Genomic DNA, 23,997 nt, shown 5'->3' with positions numbered 1-23,997 from the left:
CAAAGTGGGTTTATCATTAACCTCTGATTAAAAAGTATAGCCCCAAGTTTGAAAACTGAAAATGTCTGCTGCAAATATCATCCCTGCCGGCGGATCAGCCCCCTAATTAAAAAACGATTGGGGTTTAAAGCATCCAATAAATTGCTCGACAGCGGCAAGGGCTCGTTTAATATCTGACTGACTAATATTTCTGCGCAAAGAGGCGCAGTGCTTAATCCTCTTGAGCCTAAACCACATAGCATAAATAAGTCAGTGTGGTTAATAGGTGGCGGGTAGTGTTTGGCAGGCAACGCCTTATACAAGTCATGATATTGTTCTGATTGTATCTTGGTATCGGGCACCGCTCCTACCATGGGTAAATGATCTGGTGTACTGCATCTTATTGCTGCTCGGCCACTCGTAGTGGGCTGAATATCATTAATCCAGTCACATTTTTCCAGGGCTTGCTGATGCATAGTGAGATTGGTTTGTTGTTCGGATAGTCGATAATCACGGTTTGTATCATCTTTGACATAGGTTGATCCCATAGCGTGAGAGCCTTGCCAAGCTGGGGTTAAATACCCTTTATGGCACAATACTGTGGATAGATTAGCTAGCGCGTTTTGACTGTTGATCGCTTCTACTTGGCCTCTGACCAAGCGAAATGGCAGTGGTGACATCTGCTGAAAAGCGGCGCTATCGCTGCCCGTTGCCATAATCACAATATCCGCATCACATTGGCTACCATCTTGCCAATTAAGTTGCCATGGGCCATTGGTGCGGGCTAAGGAGGTTAGTTGTTGATTAATAACCACAGTTGAGTCAGCGGCTTTGACAAGCCCTGCCACCAACTCCGGCAGATTAATCCATCCTCCTTGTGGAATAAATAAGCCCGGATAGGGTAAATCCACTTTAGCAATGTTTGTTGCTTGTTGTGCGTCAATCCAATGTATCAAAGCGTCTGGCCATGTTTGGTTATCAACTAATTTACGATATCGAGCGGCCACCTTGTCATTAAAGGCTACCTGAAAAGTACCGCACCACTGATGACTATAGTGAATACCTTGATTGAGTAACTGTTGATATAACTTGCTAGCATAATTGAATGACAAGGCATGGATTTGACTGGCGTGACCAGCTTGTGCATTGAGTTGCGGGTAAAATCCACCTTGGGCATTACCTGAAGCCCCTGCCGCTAAAGCATTATCTTGGCAATAAAGTGTGGCTTGTAAACCTCTTTTACTCAGGGCGTAGGCACAGTTTGCTGCTGCTAAGCCCCCTCCAATGATGGCAATCTTGGGTGTTTTGTTCATCGTTGCGGGTTTTCGAGCAAAATAAGGTAATCGACTAAGGTTATCTGCTGGTTTATCAATTGATCCCGCCAACATATCCCGTTTGCGACCATGACCTGGTTGTTTCTGTACATCAAACCCAGCTTCTCTAAGGCCACGTTTCACATGTCCTGCAGCAGTGAAAGTGGCAAAGTGGCATTGATCTTTAGCAAGTAACGCCATGTGCTCAAATAACCCTTGGGTCCACATCTCAGGGTTTTTACTGGGCGCAAAGCCATCAAGAAACCAGGTATCGATTAGACCTTGGGGTTTGTTTTCCATTTTAGGTAAAACCTCATGCACATCACCTAGCCACAAGTCCAAAATGACCTTACCGCCAAGAAACGTCAGGCGGTGACAACCTGCCACGGGTATCGGGTATTGCTCAAGCAGAGCGTGAGAGTAGGGTGCTAACTCGGGGTAAAGGGAGAGAGCTTTGGCTAAATCCTCATGACTAATAGGAAATTTTTCGATAGAAATAAAATGTAATCTAAACGTTGGGTTGTCGCTTTGTTGTCTAAATATGTCGAAGTGCAACATAGTCACCAATACATTCAGTCCAGTGCCAAACCCAGTTTCAGCTATGACAAACTGTTGATTTTGCCAATTTTCCCAACGTTGTAGTAGTTTGTTGTGTTTAACAAACACGTGGTTAGTTTCATCGAGACCCTGATTATCAGAAAAGTATAGGTCTTCAAACTGTGTGGCATAAGGGGTGCCATTTTCATTAAACCGAATCTTGGCGTTGGCAATAGTCAAATTAATTAAACTCTAGATAGTCATGCATACAAAGCAGGATATTATATAATTGTACAGTTTAAGGTATGCGTCAGGTCACAACAATCACAGTAATCATTTGCATGGCTTTGATTTTCAAATTAAGCTAACACGTGTGCGCTCAAAGCAGACCAGTTGGCTGAGTAAATTCATTAGAATATGGACAAATTTTTCCTGAAGGGTTAATCATGAGAAGAGCGGTAATTACTGGGCTGGGCATAGTATCCAGCATAGGTAACAATAAAGATGAAGTAACAACCTCTCTTAGAGAAGGTCGTTCGGGTATTACTTTTTCCGAAGAATTTGAACAAGCGGGTATGCGCAGCCAAGTTTGGGGAAAAGTTAATATAGATATTAAAGAGCACATTGATCGTAAAATATTACGTTTTATGGGCGAAGCTGCTGGTTATGCCTATATTGCCATGCAACAAGCGATTGAAGATTCAGGTTTGCCTGATGACATGGTGTCTAACGTAAGAACGGGCATTATTGCTGGTTCTGGTGGGGCATCGTCTAAAAACCAAGTTGAAGCTATCGATATTTTGCGTGAAAAAGGCGTAAAACGTATTGGGCCATACATGGTAACCCGTTGTATGGGCAGTACCGTATCAGCTTGTTTGGCTACTCCTTTTAAAATCAAAGGGGTGAACTACTCGATTAGTTCTGCTTGTTCCACCAGTGCTCACTGTATTGGTAACGCGTTAGAACAAATTCAATTAGGCAAACAAGATATTGTTTTTGCTGGTGGTGGTGAAGAATTACATTACACCTTGTCTGCAGAATTTGATGCTATGGGTGCCATGTCAACTAAGTATAACGACAACCCAACCAAAGCCTCTCGTACCTACGACAACGATCGCGATGGATTTGTTGGTGCTGGTGGTGGCGGAATTGTGGTAGTCGAAGAACTTGAACATGCGTTAGCTCGTGGTGCCAAAATTTACGCTGAAATTGTGGGTTATGGTGCCACATCAGACGGTGCCGACATGGTTGCTCCTTCTGGTGAAGGTGCAGTACGTTGTATGCAACAAGCCATGCAAGGTTTAGATAAACCCATTGATTATATCAATACTCACGGCACTTCGACCCCAGTGGGCGACGTGAAAGAGTTGTGGGCAATTCGTGAAGTGTTTGGTGATACCACGCCACCACTGAGTGCCACTAAAGCCATGACGGGTCATGCATTAGGGGCTGCCGGTGTAAACGAAGCGATTTACAGTATTTTGATGATGGAAAATGATTTTATCGCACCATCAATCAATATTGATAACTTGGACGAAAAAGCCGCAGGCATGGACGTAGTCACTGAAACCCGTGCAAGTAAATTAACCACAGTTATGTCAAATAGCTTTGGTTTTGGTGGCACCAACGCCACTTTGGTGATGCAGAAGTATCAGGGGTAACTACACACCCTAATCTTCGTTTCGACGAAATTTATGTTTGATAAAAATGCCACTCAGTAAAATGAGCGGCATTTTTTTTAAGTTATGATTTATTAGAATGAAAATCTTATTTATTTTCTATTTTTATTCTAATAAATCATAAGGCTAGCTAAAAACGTACAGAAGTACAGACTGAACACTGATGATATTGGATGTACATCAATCGACGCAAGAAAGCATATGGAGGTGTTCATACCGCACTGTTTTTCCAATCTTATTTGCTAATACTGAATACTTAAAGAGTGAATAATAATGGCTAAGAACTTGATCATTTTAGTACAGTCCACGAGAAGATTGAAAAATATTGGTCTATTGCCAATGTTAGCCGGATCATCCACGAGGTAAATGACATCAATGGTGCTGATCCCAAAACGAATGTCGTCACCGATGATATAGACGATTGTATTAAAAAAATGACCGTTGCTTCGCACAAATATGACCCCTTTATGCTTGTGAAACGTTATAGGCGGGAACCAACCAATGGTCGTTTTTACCATCCTAGTGTCATAACCCAAGTTAACACCCATGATTTAACGGGTTATTTAGCTCATCGAGATTGGCCTTAACTTCATTTATGATTTGTATTCTACCGAGTCAGGTATTGATGCTGACAACCTCGCCTCGGCGATACAAAAACATAGTGCTACAACCATTAAAAGTGATTTAGACGGGTTACAAGCATTGTGGGATGAATTAGGTGATTCAATTGATGAGCCCATAAACGCGATTGAGAATATTACAACCCTGATCGACTTGGTCAAAAAGTTTAATGAAAGAATAGAAGCACTTTTACCTGCAATAAGGATGAGTTAAATAAACGCAATTAAAAGTCTTACCTGAATTCCTGCCATTAGACAATCAAGATGTAGCCATTAAATTGAATCGCCCCGCAAATAAACCTAGGGTAAGCGTATTTGATATAACCGATTAGTGACTTCCCAATCAATTTGTTTCCATACTCGGAAGTTATCGTGCAATGTGAGATACATTAAAGCCAGTGCTGCATCGTCTATTTTATCTTTATCAATATCCATAATTAACTCCAAAACTCTAAAGGTATATAGAAATAATGGTTCTTCAAGCAACTGTTTTTTGCATTTTATTATGATGGGGTGATTATGTAAATATTGATTTTGTCGATGCTATTTTTTCACATAAAACGGATCTGAGCCCATTTATCCAATTTTTAGATTGACTAGGACTTTGATATTCAAGAGTTAGAGATCCCCAAAAATCACAATCACATGGTTATTAGGGGAGAGCCAAAGTTAGTAACTAGCCATGTTATGCAAGTGATTAAAGCATAAAAAAACATGTTAAAAACCAACTGATTGAGCTTGATATCAAAGAACAAAACGCCAATCAGTTGGGCCGCTTTTTTATAACAGGTAGCTTATATGCTGAAAAAATCGTACTGACAAATCCTGACGTTGCTTATTTATAGGAAACTCATCACATAGCACGCGAATGGTTTTTTCGACTTGATTCATAAAACGACCGTAACCAACTGGATGTTTATTTTGTTCAGTTGCTACAATTACAAAATGCAGTGTCTCTACTAGTTTAGTTGCTTGATAAATACATTTTATTTGAGGTTTATTTGACTCAACATCAAAACTTAGTTTTTGTAATTCAGCATTTCCGTCATTAATGTCAATTTTACTGTTTCGGACAATCGGCGTCGTGCCATTAGCTACCAGAGCACCGTGAGTTAACTTGTTTGATTGGCATGCACCTTTAAAAACATCTGCAAAAAAATCATAAAACTGAGTGTAATCGTTATTGTGTATCAGTGATTGAAACTGGGTTTTAATGGCACGTGATACAGGAATAGCAAAGGTTGCATAAGTCATTTCAGCATGATTACTAGGAATATGGCATTGTCTTGATTCATAACGAGGGTAGAGGCTTCTGAATTTATAACCATAGCTTTCTTTATTGCCTTTTTCCTTGGCAAATAAATCATAGGTTAAATGTTGGTGATCGCGCAGTTTAAAAGGAGGTTGGTTTAGAAATAGTTGCTTTTGTAAGTTGTTTAACACCTTTTGAACTTTATTATGAAACTGCGCTGAGTTAGCACGTAAATCATCGCCAGTGGCTAAAAATAATAGCCTGATTTTTTTACTTGCTGTGTCTGGTGTGTAATATATGTTATGCGCTTCGTGGTAGCTTGGGTTGTAAAAAAACAACATTTGTTTATCGGTTTCTAGTTGATAAGACTCATGATTAAATCTCACTACAGGTAACTTGTCGTTTGCTAAGACATGTACGTTATGAAGCTCGTACTCATCGCAACAAGTAAATAACTCCTTCGCAATATCCTCATAACAACAATTAATATCACTAAAGCTTTTATAAAAATCATCGTTGGGAATTATTTCTGCTAAAAGATAGTGGCTAGCGCGTGCATTCGTAGGAATATATACGCGGTGTTGAGTCAGTGTAGGCATTTTTGTCCATTTGAAAGTGATTAATTGTGCCCACTATAATTATATTGATGACTCTAATCTTGCGCCAAAACAATTTTTGTCCATAAACAATGACTACGTTGAATTTAGTTTGAAGTGCATCATGGAATTTGTACGTAAGACGGCGATCCCAAGATTGTCTTGGCAGTTGATAATTCAATAGATATTGGATTGGTGTTAACGTTAAAATTTGATTCTAGCCTCAATCATAAAACACGGTTTAAAAATTGCCGTCGATATTGGCTCCTAGTCTATTAATACTGGAACAACTGTAAATGCCTGTTACGAAGGGTAATAGATTGAAAATGCTGCTTACTAAAAATTAGCGACATTTTTTGTTTAGTACTTGAAAAGATTCCCACAGATTAGTACTGAAAAATTATTCATTGGTTTAATTTGTGCGTATGGTTTAGTGTGTATAAAAATGAGTGTGAGGATATATTCAATGCAAACCACGCAAGATAAATCCAGAGTGAATTTGTATATTTCGAAATCATTATCTGATGATGCTAAAAAGCTCGGCATTAATATGAGCCAGACCCTTGAACGCACGTTACGCGCTGATATTGCTAAGAAATGGCAAGAGGTCAATAAAGGTAAAATAGAGCGTTACAACCAGCATGTTGCCGATAATGGCTTGCCGTTTGATGATGAAGATATGGCGATCTAGTCAGATATGAATCAATTCGATGTGTATATCAACCCCATTGCCAAAGGGCGTGTCTTATATCCCTATGTATGCTGCCTACAAAGTGAATTGTTGTATGGTTTATCGACTAGAGTTGTGTGCTTTGTCACTGGCGATGCAACAGTGGCTTTTGATAAAGTCAGTGTGCCTATATCCATAAACGACACTGAATTTCACCTTTGCATGAATGTTATGGCAACCATTGAAAGTAATAGATTAAGTGACCTTGTTTGTAATGTTATAGATTCACGAGATGGTATTGTTAATGCTTATGATGCGTTGTTGATGGGAATTTAGAAGGACGTTTTACGTCGTCGTTCTTCGGAACTCGCTGCTTTAACTCTTTATAAAAAACAAAAGCACGCTTCGCGCCATCATCCCGCGCGGCGTCCGCATGTCATTTTCCCCTAAAATAAGCCTTCTTGTGCTGAAACTTTAAAGGCGGAAAAGTAGTGGCGGAGCCACCAAAGCCACTAAATCTCAAAAAATAATCGGCGAATATACATGCGAGGGTAGGGCAAAAGCAGCGGCTTTGCCGCCAAAGGAATTTTTGTTGAATCTAAAGGATTCACTATTTTGGCTGCCCTGATAAATTTGGCTGCAAATTGCCACTAAACTTAACATTAGTCGTGGTGAACAATAGTTGATGGAAAGTGCATTTAATGTTTTCTTGTTAATTTTCATATCAGTCAAGCGGCGAATAAAGATTTGGTTTTAGGAAGTAAACGATATGTTGAAGAGGTTGAAGCCCTTACAGGAAAAAGGTTAAAGGAAGGAAAGAAGGGCAGGCCAGTCGGATGGCGTAAAGAAAATTAATCTGCTTAATTTGGATCTGATCCCCTTTTATCTTCGCTTACTTGTCTTTACTGCTCACTAGTAAATCTTTCGCCTGGTTTATTTTTGTTGCCAGATAATTGCTTCCACCCTTATCGGGGTGGAGCTTCAGCATCAGTTTGCGGTGGGCGGCAATAATCTCTTCCTGTGTTGCGTTATTATCAAGGCCCAGTACAGCATAAGCTTCAATGACAGTCATCTCACTGCTATCGCTTGTGCGAGCGTTTTGCCCGCTCTCTTGAGAGCCCTTTCCTGCATTAGCCGCTTCGCGCCAGTCAGCACCATACTTGCGATCAAGATAGGTAGCCAAAATCTCAATAGAATCCGGATATTGCTTACCAGCAAGAATATACAGAGAAATTAAATCTGGCAGCTCAAATTCAGACAGATATTTACCCTCGCTAACCGTGTCCAATAATTCACCATCTATTTCACCACTTTCGTGATCGAGGGTCATTTTGAGTAAACTGGTTTCAACGGTAGAATGCTTAGACGAACCCGCACTCTGTTTAGCTTTAGCTTTCTGGAAAAGGCCTTTAAAAAGCGGAAAGTAACGTAAAAAAGGAAACAAGCGCTTAGCAAATACAACTAAACCTGTTCCCAGTGCTGCCAAAATATAAAGCTTTCCAGTGACCGTTAGCAAGATCAGCCCCGCGATAAAAGCCAGTACGCCGGCTTTCGCACCGGCTTTTTTTCTTTGTTCCTGTTTCAGGGTTTGAATATATCCCACTGTGATATAGCCGATGATGACAACCGCTATTAAAGCGACAAATACTAACATAGAGTTTTCACTTATTTGAGTTACCCGTTAAGCCGCAAAGCCAATCATGCTTTCATTTACGGTGTGGTTATTTCCGTGGAAACAGTTGAATTATTGGCGGCTATCTATACCCATACCACCTCAAAATGACGGATTCAGTGGGAGTTTAAAGCGATTTAGACTAGGCGGCTATTTGCAGGCTTAGCTATCTAAGTCAAAAATGGCCAACAACGGATAAATCGCTTTAAAACCCGCCCGAAGGGAACGGCTGGGGCACTCCACTTCTTCGTTGCGCCAATTCAGAAGGTGATCGACATTCAGTCATTGACGCGCCTTGAGTTGAAGCGCCCCAGTCGTTCTGAAACACGCATTTTGAGGTGGCATGGGTATCATCATGATTATTTTAGCTGCTGCAATAATCGGCGCACGCTCGTATCCTTACTCAATAAATGACTTTCTAGGGCAGGTTTACCGCCCGCTGCATACACCGCAACCGCTGCTAACAGCTGACCTAATTGTTTGGCACTGCCTTGATCAAACTGGCAATGTGCGCCGCCACTCAATGTCGCTAGCTGTGAAAAGATACTGCCAACCTTTGGATTTTTTCCTTCCTGAAAAACAAATAAAGGTAGATTGAGTATTCCCAACTGCCCTGCTAAGGCGCCAAGTGAATCCGGGTTTTCTTCGACACAATCACCCACAAATACCAGCGCGTTTACTTTGCTTGTGCGAGCCTCACGCAATGCATGTGCTAGTACTTTGGCAATCTGGGTTTGTCCAGCTAGGCATCGCACCGAAAGTAAGGCTTGTTTAATGTCATCCGCGCAGCGTGTCCAAGGAAGCGCTGTAAAGTCTCCCATTCCCCGGTAATAACAAAGCTGCACATTCAGTGTGCTCACCTTATATGCTTCGACAAACATAGCCGCATGATTTTGACTCGCCATATCCCAGCAATGCTCACGACTTGCCGTGGCATCCATTGCAAATATTAATCTGCCCTTGGCTACACCAGTGACCAGCGGAGTATTTTTGACTTTACCAATAAATGCTTGGATATCTTGGGCGCTCGACTTTTTAGCAGGAAGCTTTGAGGTCATGTAATTCCCCTGTTTTTATTAAACCTAAAGTAAAAAAAACAATTCAATAATTGGCTAAAGACATAATAGATAATTTATAAGATGACAACATTAATACCACAACATTAATACCACATATGATAACTACAGTATGCCTGCTCTGTCGGATCTGTTGCCATTAGTATATCAACAAATCTAAAAATTCAGAGATTGCTTGAACAAACGTTGATCGCTCATAGCCGCCGTTGAATAGTATTGGTTGCAGGCAAAAACGGCCTTATAGCTGGCGTAGATTATTGTTGATTTTTTAAGCTTGTTGTTCAATATAAAAATGCCAAGCGATCAATGACTGCAAGAAATCTAAGTGGCAAGAAAGAGTTGCAATAAAGAATGGCAAGAAAGAGTGCGGTCTCTGTGAATACCTAGGTTAAGTTAGGGGGTAGGGGCATGCCAGTCGGATGGCGAAAAGAAGATAAATCTTGTTAATTTGGATCTTGACCCCTTTTATCTTTTTCAACGAACCTGACCTGCAGGTTAGAAAGAATGATGACACGAGTCACATGATGCTAACGCTTGTTTAAGCCCAATGGTTGAATTAATATCAAAACACTGGTTATAAAAATCATAGGGAGTTGACATGCACCTAGCTCAATTATATCGAGGTAGCCTAGGCATTATTGGTGGCCTATTATTGTTGTTAATTCTCACTTCATGTGGGCAAAAAAAATCAGATAATCCCATCGCAAATGGTCAACCACCCACCCCAGAACCTATTGAAAAAAGTACACAACCAGAACCTAATGACCCAAAAGCACTTGAAGAATGGATTGCCTCTTTACCACCAGATGCTGGAGCATCCATGCCGACCCTTGAATATTATCGTGTAGTGGTCTCAGGCTCTAAACACCTGCAACTGCCCGGTAGCAAAGGTTTACTCAACGTTTGGATTGGCGATGAATACTTTCAACCTGCCGCAGACGAAACCATGAATATAGCCGATTCTAACATTATCGCCGTAGGTGAATATGCTCTAGTAGAAGCCAACGCACCTGATTTTGAGGTATCGCCCGTCACATCAAAATGTTTATTACTTCACCCGTCAGGAGTTGATGCAAAATTTTATCTGACCGCGCTAAAGGCAGGGAATTTTGTGGTCAGCGCCACAGTGAATTTATTTAATACCCAAGATTGTTCAGGCCCTGCCATTCCCAAAACAGCAAATACTCTCAAGGTTAATGTGGCAGTAAACCAAACCTTATTAGATGAACAGCGACGCCAAAGTTTTGTGGATATATTTTGGGCTAAAACAACTGAATTCTGGGCAGCCTTGTTAGCGCTATTCTTTGGCTTAATATTGTTTTTAGTCCGTAAACAATTAAAAAGATTATTTGGCTACGATAAAGACGACAGCTAATTAATTTCATGCTGGTACCAATTATCTATGTTGCCCACAAATTCGTCTGGAACGAATTGACTCGCTACATCCTTGTAGCTCACTTGCCGTGCAGGCCAGCTGAAGCTGTTGTGATTTGTTCTAACAAATCTTGGTGAATATCCTCGGGATGGCCCGAAGGGTGAAACTGGATTCATTAGAAGCACGGCTTCGCCCAGTTGAACATCTCGATATGGACGTCGAGATTGGGTGCGGATCATCAAGGGTTAAGTCGGGGCTCTCTGGAGCACTGCTCCATCCGACTTAACAACACAACATGGATGTTGGGTTTGGGTGAAAATCATCAAGGATGTGTATTTGACTACCTCAAATGTTTCACTTTTCTAAGTTGCGTTCACATCTGGCAGGAAAGGAGTAAGTACTAAATTCACCTGATAACTAGCGAACATACATGCGAGGGTAGGGAAAATCAGCGGCTGAGCCGCCTAGGGAAGTTTAATTTTGTTTTGAGTCCAGTGATTTGATGTATTCGCAATGTTAGTAGTTTTTTCAAGCATTCGAAATATTCGAAAGGTGATGGCTTTGCCGATAAAGCATGTGCTGTGCACACCGCAATCCATTGCGTTTCTTAAACCCAGTCCCTTGGGTTCAACTTACTTTTTACCTACAGCCGCAAAAAGTAAGCACAAATTCATCTGGAATGAATTTGAACATCTGAAAGATGGCGCGTAGCGTGAAATACAGGACGTATTTCATAAAAAGAAGCCGCAGGTTCATTGGAAACTATCCCTAAAATAGTGTATTAATAAGTAATACACTATTTTATAAAGGATATTGCCATGCCTAGAAATACTAGCGTCACGCTCGGCAAGCATTTTGATGGCTTCATAGAAAGCAAAGTTCAAGAAGGCCGCTACGGCTCCACAAGCGAAGCTATACGCGCTGGGTTGCGCCTACTTGAAGAGCAAGAAACAAAGCTGGATAGATTAAAAGCTGTTTTGGCCGCAGGGGAAGCCCAGCTCGACCAAGGGCAAGGTATTGATGGTGATGCATTTATGAAAGAATTAATTGATGGCTAAATTCGTTCTTTCACCACAAGCACAAAAAAGCCTTACACAAATCCAGCGCTATACCTTCGAAAACTACGGTAAACAGCAAACAAGTTTGTATTTAAATGGGTTGCGCAAAAGAATGCAGCAATTAGCTAAGTCCCCCTTAGATGGTAAGCCCAGAAGCGAAATTAAGACGGGCTATTACAGCTACTACGAACGCAGGCACACAATCTATTACCGTATCAGAGATACGCATATTGATATCATCGATATCTTGCATCAAAGCATGGAGCCAGATAGGCATTTATAACAAATTGCTTAGGTATCTAATAGGGCTGACTTTGTCGATTTTCATGAGGTACAAAAGCATTTGCTGTGCACATCGGAGTTTATTCTTTTTTTAAAACTGAAGATCAAAGGCACGCTTCGCGCCATCGTCCCGCGCGGCGTCCGCTGTACTTTACCTAAAGGCCAGCTGAAGCTGTTCCATATTTATCCCGTAAATATGGTCAACAGCAAAAAATAGTAACCAGACAAAATGGTCGGGAACCATTTTGAACATCTGAAAGATGGCCCGTAGGGTGAAATACAAGGACGTATTTCATAAAGAAAGCCGTCGCTGCTAAAGTTCTTAACCGCACAAAAAAGCTTATTTTATGGGCGCCAACCGCGTTGTCGCTACAAATGTGTCCCTCCAACTTTCGCTCAAATGACATCCTTGTCATTTGCCCCTAAAATAAGCCTTTTTGTGCTGAAACTTTAAAGGCGGGAAATGCAGTGGCGGGGCCACCAAAGCATGAGCTGCGCTCACAGGGATTAAAAACGGGAGTAAAATATTTACTTTGCTTTATTAGGTAAAAATAGTGGGCTCGACGGTAGTAAAAAATTATTAAAAACAATAATTTACGTTCGATGGATATGAATAGGTATGGCAAGTGATTTGGCGTGAGTACACCTTGCGTTTAATCGGGTAAAGGAATTGTCTAAGTGTCAGAGCCGTTTTATTCAACTAAATTGACTACGACCCCTTTTTCCCGCTTTTTCCCACACTTTATCGTTCAGAGATAAATATCTAATTGAGTTGATTAATACATTTAATCGACTCATAATTTGATATGATTAATGCGTAACCGACTCAGGAAAATTATGCTCTCCTCGCCTTTGTACATTTGGCAGAACAAAAATTGGCCTAATTTTACTTATGATCAGGCAACCGTTATGACGAGGTTAGAGTCTTGTATTCAGGCCGTCTCCCCGTTAAAGCAACTAAGTGCAGTACTGAGTGATGAACAAAGGCTAGATTGGGAAGCCGCTATATTACTCGATGAAACATTAGCCTCAGCCAAAATTGAAGGTGAGTTATATGATCGCGATTCAGTGCGTTCTAGTATCGTCAATAAACTAGGCATAGGAAAAGGAAGTAAATTTAACAAACAAAGTGATGCGATGGTTGAGCTTTTATCGTCAGCCCTTGAAACTCACCGTAATGAATATTATCAACAGTTACAGAACCATCAAGGTTGTCAGATGGAAAGCTTGAAAAGCACGACCGAAAATAGTGACGGTCTTGATTTAACCGCTTGGATAGTCTGGTTTTTATCTATGGTAGAAATAGCCGCTCTCGATGCTAAAAAAGAATTTGAACGGGTGATGCAAACCACTCACTTTTGGCAAAGACACCAACAAACACTTATTAATATAAGGCACTAACCAAAACAACCGACGCCACCGCAGCAAGAGATATAGCTGATCTTTTAAAGAAAAAAATATTAGTGCCAGTTGGCGAAGGGCGTAGTCGACATTATTTCCTACTGGTAGAAAAGTAGGCTTCGCGGCATCATCCCGCGCGGCCGCATGCTATATGACTTACTTTCTTGCTACAGCTAAAGAAAGTAAGCAAAGAAAGCCGTCGCTGCTAAAGTTTTTAACCGCAAAAAATGACTTTTTCTTGGGCGCCAACCGCGTTGTCGTTACGAATGTTATTTTCCTTCCCGGTGTAAACGCTTTAATTTAGTCACTCGCACATCCATGATGATCCGCACCCAATCTCGACATCCGTGTCGAGCTGTTCAACTGGGCGAAGCAGTGCTTCTAAAGAAACCAGTTTCACCCATGCCATTTGCCCCAAGAATAAGCCATTTTTTGCTGAAACTTTAAAGGTGGAAAAACAGTGGTGGAGCCACCAAAGCGGGTATCGGAAAAGCCAATTGTTTTGATTACTTACTATGGCTGATGTTAATTACTGACATTTTGGGATCGTCCATATATGTTCGGTTATTTCGGTTAATTTGAATCTATCCCCCCCTTTTATTCTCCCTTTATTCTTTCAATATAGTTTCAACCTCTAACCCCTATAAACCTTAAGTTTAGGTATTTTTACCAATAGCCAGACCCGTGCATTTCAAGGATCATTTTAGTTTTCTGGCGGGTATCAAAAAAGTGAAACAACGTAAAATAGAGCACTTCGATGGCATTTTGTCCAACGCTAATATCACCTTTAGGTGGCTATTAGCTTTAGTTACTCTATTGCCTGCGTTTGCTGGGCTGCCAGCATATGCGGCGACCGATTATAGTTTTACCCCAGATGGAACACTGCCTGTTGGCTGTAGTCTAGATTTACTCAGCAGTACTTCCTATACCTGTGGTGTTGTCTCTCTCGAAGTAGGAGACACAGTTATGGTCGGAGTGATACCGCTGTTTACGCCAGTTACTGTTACTTTTACCGGTGCATTCACAACAGCCGCCGGTAATTTAATTAATACCGCAGGTGCTACCTCTGACTTGAATCTCATCACTAAAGGCACACTTACACTGGGTGCTGACACCATTTTAAATGCAAATGTAACAGGCACTGCCGCCATTAACATGGGGGCTAGAAGTTCCATTGGCGGCAATATCTCGGCAAGCACTACCACAGGCGTTGTCACCCTCGGTGCCGAGAGCGTGGTAGGTGGTTTTATTCAGACTGATGCCGGTGCAATCAATATCGCTAGTTTAAGCACGGTCGGGGGAGGGCTTTCCACACAAGCTGGAGTTGTAACATTACTAACTAACATACAAGTTGGTGGTGACATAGGCACCGACGCAGGCGGCATTACCATTGGAGATGGAAGCTCAGCGTGTGGAAGCGTATTTACCACTGGTGCAGGTGTTATCTCAATAGCAACAAATGTACTAATCGGCAACAATGTCAACACCGTTCCAGGCGCCATCACTATTGGTCCTGGAAGTAGGGTTGGAGGCAACGTTAGCCCTTCGGGTGCTGGTGTTGTGACGCTAACAAGTGTCAATATAGGCGGCAATGTAGCCACTAGCTCTGGCGCCATAACGTTAACAAGCTCACGAGTTGCTGGCACTGTATCCTCTTCAGGTGCAGGAGTTGTTACACTAACGGACAGTACAACTAACGACAGTACGTTAGTTGTACCAGCCCCCCCCGGCTGTGCAGTACCACCTTCGTTGGAATACATTCAAATCGAACATGATGGCAAAGGCTTAACTTGTTCTGCTGAGAGCCTAACTTTGAAGGCTTGTGCTGATGCGACGTGCTCCACTTTATATACTGATGCTATTGACGTGCAGTTATCCATAAATAGCATTCTTGATCAAACGGTCACTATTTCTGGTGGTAGTACTATTGTTGACTTTTCTTATACTAATTCAGAATTGGCAAACTTAAGTGTAGACCAAACATATGAATGTAAAAATGGTAACTCAGTCAGTTGTGATGTGGTTTTCGCTGATGCAGGTTTCAGGTTTTTATATGGCGCAACTGAAACCACGTCTATTGGTCATCAAATAAGTGGCAATAACTTTGCGGACATAATAAAACTGCAAGCCGTCGAAAATGTAAATGGGGTGTGTACAGGCCTGTTTGCTGGTCAAGTGGATGTTGAATTGTCGCAACAAAATATAACCCCTAGCGGCGCAGCTGAATTAAGTTTAAAAGTAAATGGCACTTCAGGTACAAGCATTGCTAAATATCCCACTTTTACACCTAATATCACACTTGTTTTTGATGGGGATAGCAAAGCCATTATTCCAACGCCAGTGTATTTAGACGCAGGTCACATTCGTTTGCATGCTAAATATAATGTTGCTGGGGTTAGCTTAGAGGGTAATAGTACCGATTTTTGGGTGAGTCCTGCCAAATTAATTGTTACGGCATCATCTGATGGCAGTAATATCAGCGGCAATTCGGACAGCTCAACTATCAAACATAAAGCAGGGCAAGCTTTTGATTTTACCGTTACAGCATACAATTCTCTTGGCACTGAGGCTGGCAACGTTACAGCAAATTATGTTCCTAATGATATTAAGCTGTTATTAGCGCGAACAGGTCCAACTGTAGGTGGCGTTGATGGTGGTTTTAACTATGGCAGTGGCACTTTGACAAGTCGCCTTATGCCAAGTTATCAAAGCGTTTCATTAACTACGTTTAACTCAGGAGTGTCTGCTTCTCAAAGTGCATCTTATTCTGAGGTGGGATTATTAAATCTCGACCTTCAAGATGAAAACTATGGTTTTTTAGGTAATACCATTTCAGCTGACGCTATTAATATGGGGCGTTTTACTCCTGATCATTTTGAGCAAACGGTGGTTGAACATGGCAGCCTAGATGCGGTTTGTTTTCAAAACAGCACTTTTGCTTACACAGGCCAAGTTTTGGTGAATGATGCTGAAAAAGGCGCTATTACTTACTTTGTCATACCTGTTGTTGAGCTAACAGCGAAAAATGTCCAGGGGGTCACAGTGCAAAATTATACAGAAACGGGCTATAATAAACTGATTGCTAGTGCTAATTTTATTATTGCGCCTACAACAGACTCTTCTATTTTAGGCAACGACTCTCAACTTCTGCCTTTAACCGCCCATTTACTCCCTGGAACTGTGAGCCATAATGGACTTGTCACAAGCGAACCAAGCTTTGATTTGCCCCTCGGAGCAGGAATATTGCATTATGAGCTAGCTGATGATGATAACTTTTTTTATCCGCGCAATGAAAATTCAGAAGTGTTCGCACAAGACAATGATATTGATTTTTTAATCGATCAAGCACACTTTGTGGACAGTGATGGTATTAACATAACCTATCCTGAAGATATAACCAGTACAACAGGTATTAACATTCGCTTTGGTCGTGCATCACTCAACAATAGCTTTGGCCCCGAAACAGATGATTTTCGGCAGCATTTGTCAGCACAATATGTAAATGCTAGTGGCCGTTATGTGATGAATAAACAAGACAGTTGTACACAATATGATGCTGGTAATATCACACTCACTTCAGGTACATTAAATAAAAATTTATCCGGGGTTAATGCAGTCACAGGAAAACTTGAGGAAGGTAAAACTAGAATGATAATATTAACTGCACCGGGAGCAGGTAATCAGGGAACAATACATGTTCAATATGACACGTATCCGTGGCTAAAGTATGACTGGAACTGGAATGGCATTGATGCCAAAATATTGGACGATAACCCTAGGTCTACTGCCACATTTGGCTTGTTCCGTGGTAATGATAAAATCGTTCATATACGCGAAATATATCATTAGCTCAGATATGCATCACACACACTAAAGACTCAAATCATCCATTTAAAACAACCAACTCAATCAGGGACTGCGGGGTAAGGTCTTTGATTTATGTTGTTAATGCTTATGATGCGTTGTTTATGGGGATCTAGTTGCAGCGTGCTTTGCCGCCAAAACATGAGCTGTGCACACCGGAGTTTATTCTTTTTTTAAAACTGAAAATCAAAAGCACGCTTCGCGCCATCGTCCTGCGCGGCGTTCGCTGATGTTTTTTGAGATTTGAGAGTAACGGCTGTGCCGTCAAAGTATGAGCTGCGCTCACTGGAATTAAAAATAGTCAAAAAAATAACCACTTTGCGTTTTCTTGGTAAAAATAGTAGGTTCGAGTGCTTAATAAAAACACTAAAAAAAATTGTTTACGTTCGATGGATATAAATATTTATGGCAAGTGATTTAGAGTTAGTACACCTTGCGTTTATCCGAGTAAAGGAATTATCTAAGTGTAAGCGCCGTTTTATTCAACTAAATTGACTACGACCCCTTTATATTCGTTCGACCTCTTTTATTCGTTTGAATGAGCATTGGCGCAAAATTTATTATGGAGGTAATTGGTCTATGCATAATGAGTCCATAACCTAAGCACTTTTATTGATTGTTGTTGCTCTAATACTTGGTAGACAAGTCTGTGTTGAATGTTGATCCTACGTGAGTACGCGCCCGTTAAGTCACCAACAAGTTTTTCGAATGGTGGGGGATTTTGATAAGGATCATTTTTAATAATATTCAACAATTCTTGGGCTTTAGCTTTCAAACCAGACGAAGCTAACTTTTTGGCGTCTTTTTGCGCTTGCTTGGTGTAATAAAGCGTCCAGCTCACCAATCAAGCTCCTTTTCGCAATCCGTTAATTCTTCTTGCATACCTTCTTGAATTGACTCGCGCATGCCGGGTATGGATACAAGATGCAAAGTTTCATTAATAGCGTTCCAATCTCCTTCAGACAAAAGCACAGCATTGCCTCTTTTCCCCGTAATGACTATGGGTTGGTGACTTGCTGATGTCTCATCAATAAGGGCATAAAGTTTAGAACGTGCTTCTGTAGCATTAAGTGTTGTCATTGAATTTCTCCTTACAGACTAGCGTACGACTAAACGTACGTAATGTCAATCCAATGGAAAAACAGACTCATCACCCAAACAACCACCTCTTAATCCCATCCATATTTTCAATCACGATTTGCTGAGCGCGTGGTTCGGCGCTGATCACGTTGGCGTCGATGCACATTTTTTGTAGCCCGTATTGCACTAATGCACCTCGTACTTGAAAAAGTAGGCGGTTGTTGGTCATGCCACTATTATGGCTGTCCCGATAAAAACTCATGTGCTGTGCACATTGGAATTACAAACGCTTGAAAATAACCACTTTGCGTTTGCTTGGTAAAAATAGTAGGCTCGACGGTAGTAAAAAATTTTAAAAACAATAATTTAAGTTCGATGGATATGAATTAATATGGCAAGTGATTTGGAGTTAGAGCACCTGCGTTTAATCGGGTAAAGGAATTGTCGCTTAAATATGGTGATTCAATTCCTCATCTGATTTCTATTTTTCAACGAAGCTGACCCCGCATTATTCGAGTTAACTCAATTCCGTCAGGGGGGTGATATTAGCCTTGAATTCAATAAGACGTTTTCGCCTCGCTAAACGCAAGTCATAATCGCGCTGTAAATTGAGCCAAAACGTGTCGCTCATTCCAAAAAACAAGCCTAAGCGAATGGACATTTCCGCACTAATACCGCGTTTCCCATCGATAATGTTTTTAATAGCTGTTCTATCAACGCCAATTGACTTCGCCAGCGCACCAGGCTTAACTTCAAGGTCATCTAGAAAATCTTCTTTGAGCATGACACCTGGGTGTTCTATATCAATCATGTTTTTATCCTTTCTAATGGTAATCCACCAGTTCTACATCATGGGCACTTCCATCTTCCCATCTAAAAACAATGCGAAATTGAGTATTGACCCAAATGGCATAAAATTCTTTTAGGTCGCCTTTTTTCTTTTACAATTGATTGGAGGGCGGAACCATTAAATCCTCAATCCGTTGTGCTGCATCAATATAACGTAGGCGACGAAGCGCCTTCTTTTGAAGCTCGGGTTGGATATTTTTTACCAAATGACCTTCAAAGATATCTTTCGTTTTTTTGTCTGCAAACGATCTAATCATATTTGTAGTGTAGCACGCTACATTAGTGTTACAAAAAAAAGTAGTGTGTTGAACAACATTAATTCAGTGCTTGTTACGATGGTGTCCATGTAATTCGGTTCTTGCCAATTGCCCTACCAAATTCCCCTGATAATAGGCGAACAAAAATGCGAGGGTAGGGCAAAAGCAGCGGCTGTGCCGCCAAAGGACGCTTCGCGCCATCATCCCTGATGGTTTTTGACTCGAATCCCTTCTAGCCAGTTACTTTTTTTCAACAGCAAAAAATAAGTAACCAAAAAATGCCGCCGACTACTAAAGTTTTTAACCGCACAAAAAGACTTGGTTTATGGGCGCCAACCGCGTTGTCGTTACGAATGTGTCCCTTCAAACTTCACTCAAATGGCATCCTTGCCATTTCCCCCTAAAACATGCCTTTTTGTGCTTAAACTTTAAAAGCATAAATGCAGTCGTGGAGCCACCAAAGCTCACAAATAATTGGTGAACATAAATGCGAGGGTAGGTCAAAAGCAGCGAGTTTGTCGCCAAGGAAGGTTCGTTCTGACTCAATAAGTCAAGTTTCAGTAATTGTTATTTATCTTCCTTGTTTTTGCAGTTTGTTCTCGCATTCTATGCATGAGTTTCCGATTTAACTTTTCCGTTAAATCGGAAACTAGCCATTAATTTGACATAAGAGTGGCTTGGCAAGTTGGTTAATTGCGTTTCAAATTGTTTTTATTTGAACTGAACTACTTATTTAGTAAGGGCTTACAGTGGATTGTAGTGAGTATTATGAAAATCTAAGGACCCCGGAGAATATCCAGATGGATAATTTGGGATAAATTAGCAGGACAGCCGCCATAGCTAATTTTATTCTGAGCATCCGTGATTTATAACGTCGAGTTTGTTTCAGCTGTCTAAACAGCAGGTCTCATAAATTTATGATTTAGATTATTTTCTCAAAAGCTCTTAATTTTGAAACAAATACAGGTAATTTTTGACGTAATAAACAGTCGAGGTAATTATCAACTGTCATTGGGGGATTTTTAAGTGCTGCTCGTTGTTTCTGTGCCGCTTCAATTGCCGCGCTGGGACTTAGTTCGAACATATCAGCCAAAAATGTATCAGGGTGAATCGCTGACAATTCATAAGTAGCCAATTTCTCATCGGGAAAGTCTTTTAAGTTGAATGTGATGATACCTTCAGCTTGCCCTTTAATTGCGGCAGCTACAACGTGCCTATCATCTAGATCTGGTAACTCAATACTTTCCACCAAGAATTCATAGCCCTCAACCAAGCAATCAGGCATATGGGCGTCCATAAGTTGGCGAGTTCTGTGCAGTTTATTCCTGTCTAAGCTAGGGTTGTTTTTTATTAAATTTCTTATCCATTCATCATGGATTTGCGCTGTCCAGCGGGCTCTAAATAACCCAGTTTGTGCTAGGTAAAGTAAATAACTACGTAGTGGTGCTGGATACATAACACACGCATCCAAGATAACGGTGTAAGTTGTCATTTGATTAATATCCTAAATCGAGTTCCTGATCTAGAGCAGTCAATTCATCCAAAGAGGCAAGGCGTTTTTTGTCCATATTTTGCTTGAACGTCATCACATCAACAAAGGCTACTTTACGACGATTACCTTTTCTTGAATGGGGGATATTACCTGCATCCAATAATTTGATTAAAGTTGGTCGAGACATATTTAGAATGTCAGCCGCTTCTTGTGTGGTCAGTTCAGCATGGATCGGCGTAATATTCACACTATTGCCTTGGCCAAGTTGTGTTAGTAACTCAATCATAAGTTTAACTGCGCTGGCAGGAAGTGTAAGTGGATGATTTTCTCCATCCCTTCCTACCACGTTAAATTGTTGAACCTCACCACTGGTTTCCATTACCGCTGAAAGCGCTTGGCTGCTCAGTTTTGCTAGTGCAACCTCTTCGGCACTTGGTAACGACTGTACGTTTAACATTGTCATATTCTCTAGGTATCCATCGTTTGGACTTAGCGTTATTATTCGCAATATTCGAAATTTGTCAAGTATTCGAAATATTCGAAAGGTGATGGCTTTGCCGCCAAAGCATGTGCTGTGCACACCGCAATCCATTGCGTTTTTGACTGCCATCCATGGCTAGCCAGTCACTTTTTCTTCTTCAGCTAAGAATAAAGTAACCAAAAAGAAGCCGCTCGCCAAACTATGTTCTTCATCCAATTATTTTTGAGATTTAGCCGGTCGTCGTAATGTGCTCCCAGCACTCTACGACTCAATTTACATCCATGTAAATTGACCCACTAAATCTCAAAAATAATCGGCGAACATAAATGCGAGGGTAGGGCAAAAGCAACGGCTTTGCCGCCAAAGCATGTGCGGTGCACACTGGAATAACAAGCTCCACTCAAATGACATCCCGCGCGGCGTCCGCTTGTCATTTGCCCAAAGAATAAGCCATTTTTTGCTGAAACTTTACATGCGGAAAAGCAGTGGCGGAGCCACCAAAGCGGTTGTCGGCGAAGCCGACTATCTTGCCTGTTACGATGGGGATTTATGTTATTTAATTGGCGAACATAAATGCGAGGGTAGGGCAAAAAACAGCGGCTTTGCCGCCAATGCATGTGCTGTGCACATTGGAATTACAAACGCTTGAAAATAACCACTTTGCGTTTGCTTGGTAAAAATAGTAGGCTCGACGGTAGTAAAAAACTATTAAAAACAATAATTTACGTTCGATGGATATGAATGGGTATGGCAAGTGATTTGGAGTTAGTACACCTTGCGTTTAATAGGGTAAGGGAATTGTCTAAGTGTCAGAGTCGTATTATTTAACTAAATTGACTACGACCCCTTTTATTCCTTAAATATCAACTTCTCAATAATTTCCTTTTTTGAGAAGCTTGTCACGATTTTAATAAAAAAACCTTAATTTTGAGAAGTTATGGTGAGGTGTGCTCACTAGCATCAAAAACGCTCAAAAAATAACTACTTTGCTTTTTGTGGCAAGTGATTTGCAGTGAGTACACCTTGCGTTTAATCGGGTAAAGGAATTGTCTAAGTATCAGAGCCGTTTTATTCAGCTAAATTGATTACGACCCTTTTATTCTTGAATTGAATGGATTAATTTTTATGTCGGATTTTTAATTATGCCTATTTTGGTAAGTTAAAATCTCCAGCTTGGCCTATGAGAGAGCTATTTTTAAGAATTGCTCAAATAAATCTTATTAATTTGAATAGAGTCGTGCTGCATTCACCCTGACTAATGCTGTATCATCAATTTTATTCTATTAATTTGATAGAGACGTAAATTATTAACTCTTGTAAAAAGATAAAGGCTCAACATTGTTAGGTAGTAATAACCCAATTATTTTCTCATTTTTTGCTGGTAGTGGTTTTTTAGATCTAGGCTTTGAAAAATCTGGTTTTGATGTCAGGTTTGTAAATGAATTTCACAAACCATTTAATGAAGCTTACCAATATTCCAGAAAACAAATGAAACTTTCCTATCCAAAATATGGGCATTCAAATTTGAGTATTGAAGACTATCTGACTGGTCCTGACAAGCTTGAATTATTGCAATATGTAAACGAATCGAAAGAAGACTCACTAGTAGGTTTTATTGGTGGGCCACCTTGTCCCGATTTTTCTATTGCCGGGAAAAATAGAGGTTCTGAAGGCGATAACGGCAAATTAACAAGAGTTTATGTTGATTGTATAATTAACAATCAACCTGATTTTTTTCTTTTTGAAAATGTAAAAGGGTTATGGAGAACAGCAAAACACCGCACGTTTTACGAAGAAATGAAAGTTCGTCTAAGAGCAAATGGTTATCTCTTAACAGATAGGCTAACAAATTGTATTGAGTTTGGTGCACCTCAGGATCGTGATCGAATATTAATGTTTGGTATAAGAAATAAATCTTTCCCATCAATGAGCCAAAGTAAACTAGTCGAAACTTTCAATTGGGAAAAATATATAAAATTCGATAAAAAAATTGTTCTCGATAAACAGTTGTGGCCCAAAGAAGATGCATATAAGGCTGAGTCTGTAAAAGCATTGCCTGCACATTTGGTGGATTTTAAAGAATTAACAGTACAGTACTGGTTTGAAAAAAATGATGTTTATAATCACCCTAACGCAAATCATCATTTTATACCTAGGCAGGCGCTGCCTAAGTTCCAATCAATACTAGAGGGAGATGATAGCAAAAAGTCATTTAAACGACTTCATCGTTGGAGGTATTCACCCACAGCTGCCTACGGGAACAATGAGGTACATCTTCATCCTTATAAGGACCGCAGATTGAGTGCAGCTGAAGCCCTTTCTATCCAATCACTTCCAAGGGAGTTTTCTTTGCCACCAACGATGACTTTATCTAACATGTTTAAAACAATCGGTAATGGTGTACCATTCTCGGCATCTGAAGGAATAGCGAGCACTATAAAAAGCTTTTTAGAAGGAAACTGAA

At 40.7% G+C, this 23,997-nt stretch carries 25 protein-coding genes and 1 pseudogene; 13 read left to right on the top strand and 13 right to left on the bottom strand.

Annotated elements, in window-relative coordinates; translation table 11 throughout:
* Positions 1–77 precede the first annotated feature (77 nt).
* Positions 78–2,069, bottom strand: coding sequence for a bifunctional tRNA (5-methylaminomethyl-2-thiouridine)(34)-methyltransferase MnmD/FAD-dependent 5-carboxymethylaminomethyl-2-thiouridine(34) oxidoreductase MnmC (mnmC, locus tag CXF95_RS28400; protein WP_101201759.1), 1,992 nt, complete (start codon positions 2,067–2,069; stop codon positions 78–80).
* Positions 2,070–2,275: 206 nt separating this feature from the next.
* Here mnmC and fabB point away from each other — a divergent pair, with 206 nt between their 5' ends.
* A complete protein-coding gene (gene fabB, locus CXF95_RS28395; RefSeq protein ID WP_101201758.1) occupies positions 2,276–3,490 on the top strand; it encodes a beta-ketoacyl-ACP synthase I in 1,215 nt (404 codons plus the stop codon).
* 618 nt (positions 3,491–4,108) lie between these two features.
* Positions 4,109–4,342 carry a hypothetical protein gene (locus tag CXF95_RS28385; protein WP_101201756.1) on the top strand — a complete coding sequence of 78 codons (234 nt, stop codon included), beginning with the start codon at positions 4,109–4,111 and terminating at the stop codon, positions 4,340–4,342.
* 86 nt (positions 4,343–4,428) lie between these two features.
* Here the strand turns inward: CXF95_RS28385 and CXF95_RS31240 are convergent, their stop codons facing one another.
* On the bottom strand, positions 4,429–4,563 hold the full coding sequence (locus tag CXF95_RS31240; protein WP_255418968.1) for a hypothetical protein: 135 nt from the start codon (positions 4,561–4,563) through the stop codon (positions 4,429–4,431).
* Positions 4,564–4,737: 174 nt separating this feature from the next.
* Here CXF95_RS31240 and CXF95_RS31625 point away from each other — a divergent pair, with 174 nt between their 5' ends.
* Entirely contained in the window at positions 4,738–4,836 is a 99-nt protein-coding gene (locus tag CXF95_RS31625; protein ID WP_369809359.1) for a hypothetical protein, read from the top strand.
* Positions 4,837–4,908: 72 nt separating this feature from the next.
* On the opposite strand, the gene CXF95_RS28375 is transcribed toward CXF95_RS31625, so the two are convergent.
* Positions 4,909–5,979 carry a DUF3083 family protein gene (locus CXF95_RS28375; RefSeq protein ID WP_101201755.1) on the bottom strand — a complete coding sequence of 357 codons (1,071 nt, stop codon included), beginning with the start codon at positions 5,977–5,979 and terminating at the stop codon, positions 4,909–4,911.
* A gap of 463 nt (positions 5,980–6,442) precedes the next feature.
* On the opposite strand from CXF95_RS28375, the gene CXF95_RS28370 reads away from it, so the two are divergent.
* Both CXF95_RS28370 and CXF95_RS28365 read left to right on the top strand, forming a co-directional pair.
* Positions 6,443–6,667 (top strand): type II toxin-antitoxin system CcdA family antitoxin, encoded by a 225-nt coding sequence (locus CXF95_RS28370; RefSeq protein WP_101201754.1) that lies wholly within the window; start codon positions 6,443–6,445, stop codon positions 6,665–6,667.
* 6 nt (positions 6,668–6,673) lie between these two features.
* Positions 6,674–6,982, top strand: a complete 309-nt coding sequence (locus CXF95_RS28365; protein ID WP_101201753.1) for a CcdB family protein — start codon at positions 6,674–6,676, stop codon at positions 6,980–6,982.
* 556 nt (positions 6,983–7,538) lie between these two features.
* Here the strand turns inward: CXF95_RS28365 and CXF95_RS28360 are convergent.
* A complete protein-coding gene (locus tag CXF95_RS28360) occupies positions 7,539–8,300 on the bottom strand; it encodes a DnaJ domain-containing protein (RefSeq protein WP_101201752.1) in 762 nt (253 codons plus the stop codon).
* A gap of 377 nt (positions 8,301–8,677) precedes the next feature.
* Complete coding sequence (locus tag CXF95_RS28350) at positions 8,678–9,376, bottom strand: hypothetical protein (protein ID WP_101201751.1); 699 nt, start codon at positions 9,374–9,376, stop codon at positions 8,678–8,680.
* A 616-nt stretch (positions 9,377–9,992) separates the two neighbouring features.
* On the opposite strand from CXF95_RS28350, the gene CXF95_RS28345 reads away from it, so the two are divergent.
* The 6 genes from CXF95_RS28345 (at position 9,993) to CXF95_RS28315 (ending at position 17,359) form a co-directional block, all read left to right on the top strand.
* Positions 9,993–10,769, top strand: coding sequence for a hypothetical protein (locus CXF95_RS28345; RefSeq protein ID WP_101201750.1), 777 nt, complete (start codon positions 9,993–9,995; stop codon positions 10,767–10,769).
* Positions 10,770–11,282: 513 nt separating this feature from the next.
* Positions 11,283–11,480 (top strand): hypothetical protein, encoded by a 198-nt coding sequence (locus CXF95_RS28340; protein WP_101201749.1) that lies wholly within the window; start codon positions 11,283–11,285, stop codon positions 11,478–11,480.
* A 107-nt stretch (positions 11,481–11,587) separates the two neighbouring features.
* Positions 11,588–11,827, top strand: coding sequence for a type II toxin-antitoxin system ParD family antitoxin (locus tag CXF95_RS28335; protein WP_101201748.1), 240 nt, complete (start codon positions 11,588–11,590; stop codon positions 11,825–11,827).
* Positions 11,820–12,110, top strand: a complete 291-nt coding sequence (locus CXF95_RS28330) for a type II toxin-antitoxin system RelE/ParE family toxin (protein WP_101201747.1) — start codon at positions 11,820–11,822, stop codon at positions 12,108–12,110. Before CXF95_RS28335 ends, CXF95_RS28330 begins: the two co-directional genes overlap by 8 nt.
* A gap of 836 nt (positions 12,111–12,946) precedes the next feature.
* Positions 12,947–13,510 carry a DUF4172 domain-containing protein gene (locus CXF95_RS28320; RefSeq protein ID WP_157828289.1) on the top strand — a complete coding sequence of 188 codons (564 nt, stop codon included), beginning with the start codon at positions 12,947–12,949 and terminating at the stop codon, positions 13,508–13,510.
* A 729-nt stretch (positions 13,511–14,239) separates the two neighbouring features.
* Entirely contained in the window at positions 14,240–17,359 is a 3,120-nt protein-coding gene (locus CXF95_RS28315) for a DUF6701 domain-containing protein (protein WP_157828288.1), read from the top strand.
* A 592-nt stretch (positions 17,360–17,951) separates the two neighbouring features.
* Here the strand turns inward: CXF95_RS28315 and CXF95_RS28310 are convergent.
* The 8 genes and pseudogenes from CXF95_RS28310 to CXF95_RS28280 form a co-directional block, all read right to left on the bottom strand.
* Positions 17,952–18,215: a Txe/YoeB family addiction module toxin gene (locus tag CXF95_RS28310; RefSeq protein WP_101201743.1), complete on the bottom strand. Its 264-nt coding sequence runs from the start codon at positions 18,213–18,215 to the stop codon at positions 17,952–17,954.
* Positions 18,212–18,454, bottom strand: coding sequence for a type II toxin-antitoxin system Phd/YefM family antitoxin (locus CXF95_RS28305; RefSeq protein WP_101201742.1), 243 nt, complete (start codon positions 18,452–18,454; stop codon positions 18,212–18,214). Before CXF95_RS28305 ends, CXF95_RS28310 begins: the two co-directional genes overlap by 4 nt.
* A 70-nt stretch (positions 18,455–18,524) precedes the next feature.
* The gene (locus CXF95_RS28300) at positions 18,525–18,716 is read right to left on the bottom strand and encodes a hypothetical protein (protein ID WP_101201741.1); all 192 of its coding nucleotides are present in this window, start codon (positions 18,714–18,716) and stop codon (positions 18,525–18,527) included.
* 255 nt (positions 18,717–18,971) lie between these two features.
* Positions 18,972–19,265 carry a HigA family addiction module antitoxin gene (locus tag CXF95_RS28295; RefSeq protein WP_101201740.1) on the bottom strand — a complete coding sequence of 98 codons (294 nt, stop codon included), beginning with the start codon at positions 19,263–19,265 and terminating at the stop codon, positions 18,972–18,974.
* Positions 19,266–19,278: 13 nt separating this feature from the next.
* Positions 19,279–19,377, bottom strand: a pseudogene (locus CXF95_RS31620) (type II toxin-antitoxin system RelE/ParE family toxin); the annotation flags it as partial.
* An 18-nt stretch (positions 19,378–19,395) separates the two neighbouring features.
* Positions 19,396–19,560: a type II toxin-antitoxin system RelE/ParE family toxin gene (locus tag CXF95_RS30155; RefSeq protein ID WP_198556748.1), complete on the bottom strand. Its 165-nt coding sequence runs from the start codon at positions 19,558–19,560 to the stop codon at positions 19,396–19,398.
* Between the two features lie 922 nt (positions 19,561–20,482).
* Positions 20,483–21,052: a PIN domain-containing protein gene (locus CXF95_RS28285; RefSeq protein ID WP_101201739.1), complete on the bottom strand. Its 570-nt coding sequence runs from the start codon at positions 21,050–21,052 to the stop codon at positions 20,483–20,485.
* A 4-nt stretch (positions 21,053–21,056) separates the two neighbouring features.
* Positions 21,057–21,662, bottom strand: coding sequence for a helix-turn-helix domain-containing protein (locus tag CXF95_RS28280; RefSeq protein WP_232788088.1), 606 nt, complete (start codon positions 21,660–21,662; stop codon positions 21,057–21,059).
* A gap of 343 nt (positions 21,663–22,005) precedes the next feature.
* Between CXF95_RS28280 and CXF95_RS30150 the strand changes: the two genes are divergently transcribed.
* Together CXF95_RS30150 and CXF95_RS28270 are read left to right on the top strand one after the other, a co-directional pair.
* Complete coding sequence (locus CXF95_RS30150; RefSeq protein WP_198556747.1) at positions 22,006–22,182, top strand: hypothetical protein; 177 nt, start codon at positions 22,006–22,008, stop codon at positions 22,180–22,182.
* Positions 22,183–22,871: 689 nt separating this feature from the next.
* Complete coding sequence (locus CXF95_RS28270; protein WP_101201737.1) at positions 22,872–23,996, top strand: DNA cytosine methyltransferase; 1,125 nt, start codon at positions 22,872–22,874, stop codon at positions 23,994–23,996.
* Position 23,997 lies beyond the last annotated feature (1 nt).

Source organism: Paraglaciecola sp. MB-3u-78, assembly GCF_002835935.1.
In the GTDB taxonomy this organism is placed as follows: domain Bacteria; phylum Pseudomonadota; class Gammaproteobacteria; order Enterobacterales; family Alteromonadaceae; genus Paraglaciecola.
This window is presented reverse-complemented; position numbering and strand designations above follow the sequence as displayed.